This window comes from Bacteroidia bacterium (assembly GCA_016218155.1).
In the GTDB taxonomy this organism is placed as follows: Bacteria; Bacteroidota; Bacteroidia; order Bacteroidales; family GWA2-32-17; genus GWA2-32-17.
On record JACREQ010000001.1, the window covers coordinates 1 to 4,652 of the forward strand.

General features: G+C 32.4%; 5 protein-coding genes. All 5 read left to right on the plus strand.

Annotated features, from left to right (window positions below; genetic code table 11):
* Positions 1–282 precede the first annotated feature (282 nt).
* The 5 genes from HY951_00005 (at position 283) to HY951_00025 (ending at position 4,533) form a co-directional block, all read left to right on the plus strand.
* A complete protein-coding gene (locus tag HY951_00005) occupies positions 283–864 on the plus strand; it encodes an SH3 domain-containing protein (GenBank protein MBI5538414.1) in 582 nt (193 codons plus the stop codon).
* 95 nt (positions 865–959) lie between these two features.
* The gene (locus HY951_00010; GenBank protein MBI5538415.1) at positions 960–1,706 is read left to right on the plus strand and encodes a hypothetical protein; all 747 of its coding nucleotides are present in this window, start codon (positions 960–962) and stop codon (positions 1,704–1,706) included.
* A 6-nt stretch (positions 1,707–1,712) separates the two neighbouring features.
* Positions 1,713–2,090: a HEPN domain-containing protein gene (locus tag HY951_00015; protein ID MBI5538416.1), complete on the plus strand. Its 378-nt coding sequence runs from the start codon at positions 1,713–1,715 to the stop codon at positions 2,088–2,090.
* 20 nt (positions 2,091–2,110) lie between these two features.
* A complete protein-coding gene (locus HY951_00020; GenBank protein ID MBI5538417.1) occupies positions 2,111–2,389 on the plus strand; it encodes a nucleotidyltransferase domain-containing protein in 279 nt (92 codons plus the stop codon).
* 944 nt (positions 2,390–3,333) lie between these two features.
* Positions 3,334–4,533 carry a T9SS type A sorting domain-containing protein gene (locus tag HY951_00025; GenBank protein ID MBI5538418.1) on the plus strand — a complete coding sequence of 400 codons (1,200 nt, stop codon included), beginning with the start codon at positions 3,334–3,336 and terminating at the stop codon, positions 4,531–4,533.
* Positions 4,534–4,652 lie beyond the last annotated feature (119 nt).

Consider the following 4,652-nt stretch of genomic DNA (forward strand, 5'->3'; position numbering starts at 1 on the left):
AATCTGGATTTGGTTACCCTAATTTGATATGCTTCTTTTTATTTTTTACCCTATCCTTTTAATTTATTTCAACAATTTGATGTTAATATTGCTTTTATCCTTTTTATATTTGCGGAAATTTATCCCGTTTATAGTATAAATATTATAAAAAAGCACTAAAGTAAATTTCTATCAAATAAATGACAAAAAAAATATTACTAATAAATATGTAAAAAAATGATTATAGTTATTTGGTTATTAATAGCAATTTTTTTTATTTTATTTGTATTTTTTAAAAATAAAATGAGTATTTCAACTAAAGGTTGGTCCATTGTTGGTTTCTTTATATTTTTAATGATTTTTATTAAAACTGTTGTTAACACCTTTACTTATATAGGTTATAATTTTTTTTTCTTTCTTGATAACTTGTTTGCAATTTCAACATTTAATCCCGTTGTCGTCTGGGGTATATTTGGATTATTTATTGGTAGTATTATAGGTGTGATTATTGCAATTAAAAAATTTCAACTTTCAAAAACATTGATCTTATTTCCAGTTGGTTTTGTTGTTATATTGATTACAATTATGGGTTTTGTAAATAGTCCATTGCAACATTCGGGTACTTATATCCCGCCTAATATTGTAAAAACAGAGAAGCCTTCCATTGAAAGATTTTTTTATGTATCAAATATTGATGCTAATGTTCGTTCTGGCCCATCAGTCAGCAATTCAAAACTTTTCGTATTAAAAAAAGGGAGTGAAGTTGAAGTAATTCAAAAAGGGTTTTATGACTCGCGAAATGTAGAGTGGTTCAAAATAAAATACAATTATCAGCAAGGATATATGAGTTCCAAACTTCTAAATTATTCACGTTCTCAAAATTAAGTTGAGTATTGGCATTTTAGGTGTAAAATAAAATATTTTGCTATCATTCAAAATCTGTGTATCTTTGCTGTTATTAATCAATAAAATTATTTTTTATGGTAAAAATAGTTAGAAAATACCGTGCAAAAGACGTTGAATTGCTCACAGTCGGTGAATCCATCGTTGACCATGCAATTGAGCATAAAGATTTTTTAATTTCAAAACGTCCCTCATGGGCAGACCCGTTTTTGCCCGATCTAAAAACCAGTATCGAAACCGCTTTTTCCGACCATTTGGGTATAGACAATGCAAAGGAAATGCGTGAGGCCACGCAGGTTGTCAACAACCTTCAGAAAACAGCCTTGACATTTCTTGCCGAATTTAAGGTACAGGTAGAAGAAGACTTTAAGAAAAATAAAACCCGCAGGGCTGAAATATTGAATCAATTAGGTTTCACTACGTATCTAAAAGGAGCGCAGCACGGCAGCCACGAAGAACTTGTTAATTTGCTATATCAGTTCAAAACCAATATGAAACCTGCTTTGAAAACCGAAATCACAACAGCAGGTACAGCCCCGGCAGAAATTGATGCAATCATTGCGCAAACCCAGATATTGAAAGATTCGGGCATTACTCAGGAAACCCTTAAAGGAGAAAGAAAAGAATTAACTCAGGAAGCCATCAGGGAATTTAACGATATTTACGATCAGGTAATAAGCATAGCAAAAATAGCAGCCAAATTTTTCAAACAAGATAAAGCTGTAAAAGATGAATTTTCATTCTCAAAAGCCATCAAAGCGATATCAGGCGAAGGCTCTGGCGATTCCAAAAATCCCGCTACACCGGCGCCCCCTGCTAAATAATTGATAATGGATACAAAAAAACAAATAGAATACTGGTTGAATACAGCAGAAGATGACTTGGGAACAGCCGAATTATTAATCAACAATAATAAAATATTGTTTGGGCTGTTTCTATGTCATTTATGTATTGAAAAAAGCATTAAGGCACATGTTGTCAGGTGTACTGAAAATGTACCGCCAAAGTCTCATCGTCTTTCTTTTCTGCTTGAAAAAACAGATTTAGTTCTCGATGAATCTCAATTAACAATTTGTGATACCTTAATGTATTATCAACTTGAAGGCAGGTATCCTGAATATTACCCGAAAACACCCGCTTCCGAGAAAGCGAACGAAATTTTAGAACAGTCAAAAACATTATTCCAATGGCTCAAATCGAAGTTATAGAATTATTAAAAAAATATTGCATGTTACTTAATATCTCTGGTATTCCGGTAAAAAAAGCATTTTTATATGGCAGTTATGCAAGAGGCGAAGCAACAGAATACAGTGATATAGACATTATGCTAGTATCTCCGCTTTTCGATAGTTCCGATGCAACAGCCGATATAAAAACCTGGTCTTTAACAAGAAAAATTGATACACGTATAGAACCTTACACCGTTGGGCTTCAAAGATTTTTAGACGACAACGTTTCTCCACTTTTACAAATTGTAAAACAGGAAGGGATCGAAATATCACTTTAAACTTTTGTTAATAAACTTGATTACACGTTTATTTTACTTCTCAATAACTTTGTTTCACATATAGTCATGGTAACAGATTAACCAGAATTGGAATAGACACATTTATAGCCGTCTGTTTTCTCTTTTCTTATGAAAATTGCATCTTGATATAGGGAAATTCTATATTGGCTTACGCAATCTTAAAATTAACCTACGGAAGCATTCCCTGATAACACAGTTAAAAAACCTTGTCTTGTGGAAGGTTTACCTTAATCAATGAAAATGACACCTTGTCCTATGCAAACTAATTTTAAACTGTTGCAAACTTTTTCGTAGCCCATGAAAATTTTATCTTGTCTTATGAAAGCAAATTTTAAACCTATGGAAGCAGAATCGAATCCTGCGAAAGCAAAATCGAAGCCTATGCAAGCAACAAATAAACCCGTGTAATCATCCCTTTTTAACCACACAAGCTCACGTTGCCAATGCTACAAAGACAAACACATTTTGTTTTTTGGATTTAATTGATTTCAAAGGTATAAAAAACAAAAACGAGCTTTCTTTTTCGCCACCACGCAGCCAAAGCGGTATTTTATTTAATTATTTGCCCTCTCAAAAAAAAATTAAAACGCAATCCCACATCCGCCCTGATAAAAGACAAAAAAACAATAATAAAACAAAAAAATGACTATCTTTGAGCTTATTAAATGACTGATAATCGCACAGTTGGTAACACGGTGCAAGTTTCATTTTGCTTGAATGATAAGGCTAAGGCTACGCCTATACGCCATGATATAAGGTAAGCAAAACGAAAACCTGCACCGGGATCGTTATGCACCAGTCGCAAAAAAATCCGGGACAAAAAATTACCGGATTGATTGAATTAATGAATTAAATTTTGGTGAAAGATTAATTGATAAAACCCCGCCGAAAAAAATAAGTATTGACCAATAAATTCTAAAGTCATGAAAAAAATATTTGTTATCATCAGTTTTGTTACTTTTTGTAACATGTTTGTTTTTGCCCAATCTGGCTGGACAGCGCTAATAAGCGGAACAACAAATACTTTATATTCCGTTTATTTCACAGATGCAAATACTGGTTACACTGTTGGCGCCAGTGGAACAATTCTTAAAACAACCAATGGAGGAGTTAACTGGATAAATCAATCGATAAACACAAACGTTTTTATGTATTCCGTTTATTTTACAGATGCAAATACAGGTCATGCTGTTGGTACTTATATGACAAAAAATACAAATATTTTCGCAACAACAGATGGAGGGACAAACTGGGTAAACCAACCTTCAGGGTCAGGACAATTATTTTCGTCTGTTAATTTCATAGACAATAACATTGGTTATACTTCTGGAACAGGAGGTACAATATTAAAAACATCAAATGGAGGATCAAATTGGGTAACACAAACAAGCGGAACAACTTATTCTTTAATGTCAGTTTATTTCACTGATTCAAATACAGGGTACGCTGTTGGAGATAATGGGACAATTATTAAAACCACCAATGGAGGATTGACTTGGTTTAATCTCAATTCCGGATTGACAAATACATTTTACTCCGTATATTTTATAGATGCAAATACAGGTTATATAGTTGGCAGTATGGGGCGAATTCTTAAAACAACTAATAGCGGTATAGATTGGATAACACAAACTAGTGGTACAGTTAATGATTTAAGATCGGTTTGTTTCATTAATGTCAATACCGGTTATATAGTTGGCAAATATGGAACAATTCTTAAAACCACCAATGCTGGAATTTCATGGATATCACAAATAAGCGGAACAACTAATAATTTGTATTCCGTTTGTTTCACTGATGCAAATACTGGTTATGTTGTTGCCAGTAGTGGTATAATTCTTAAAACATTATCAGGAGGAGAACAATCAATTAAAATGACAAATAATGCAACTGATAACAATTTTATAATTTATCCTAACCCAAGTGACGAGAAATTTATGCTTGAATTTGTCAATCCAAATAAAAAACTTGTTACGATAAGCATTTTCGACTTAACAAGTAAACTAGTATTGGAAGCTGCAAGTACAGAAGAAAAATATGAGTTTAACGGAAAAGAATTAATCGGCGGGGTTTATATAATAAGAATCAAAACAGACAAAGGTATAATTAGTGTCTGTCCATAAAGTCGCATTTTTCAAAAATTTTGTTTGAGAGTTTTCCTGTCCATAAATATTTTTCTTACGACTCATTATTTTTTTTTCAGTTTTTCGTTTTTTTTTGCCTCAAAATTATTTTTTCTTAA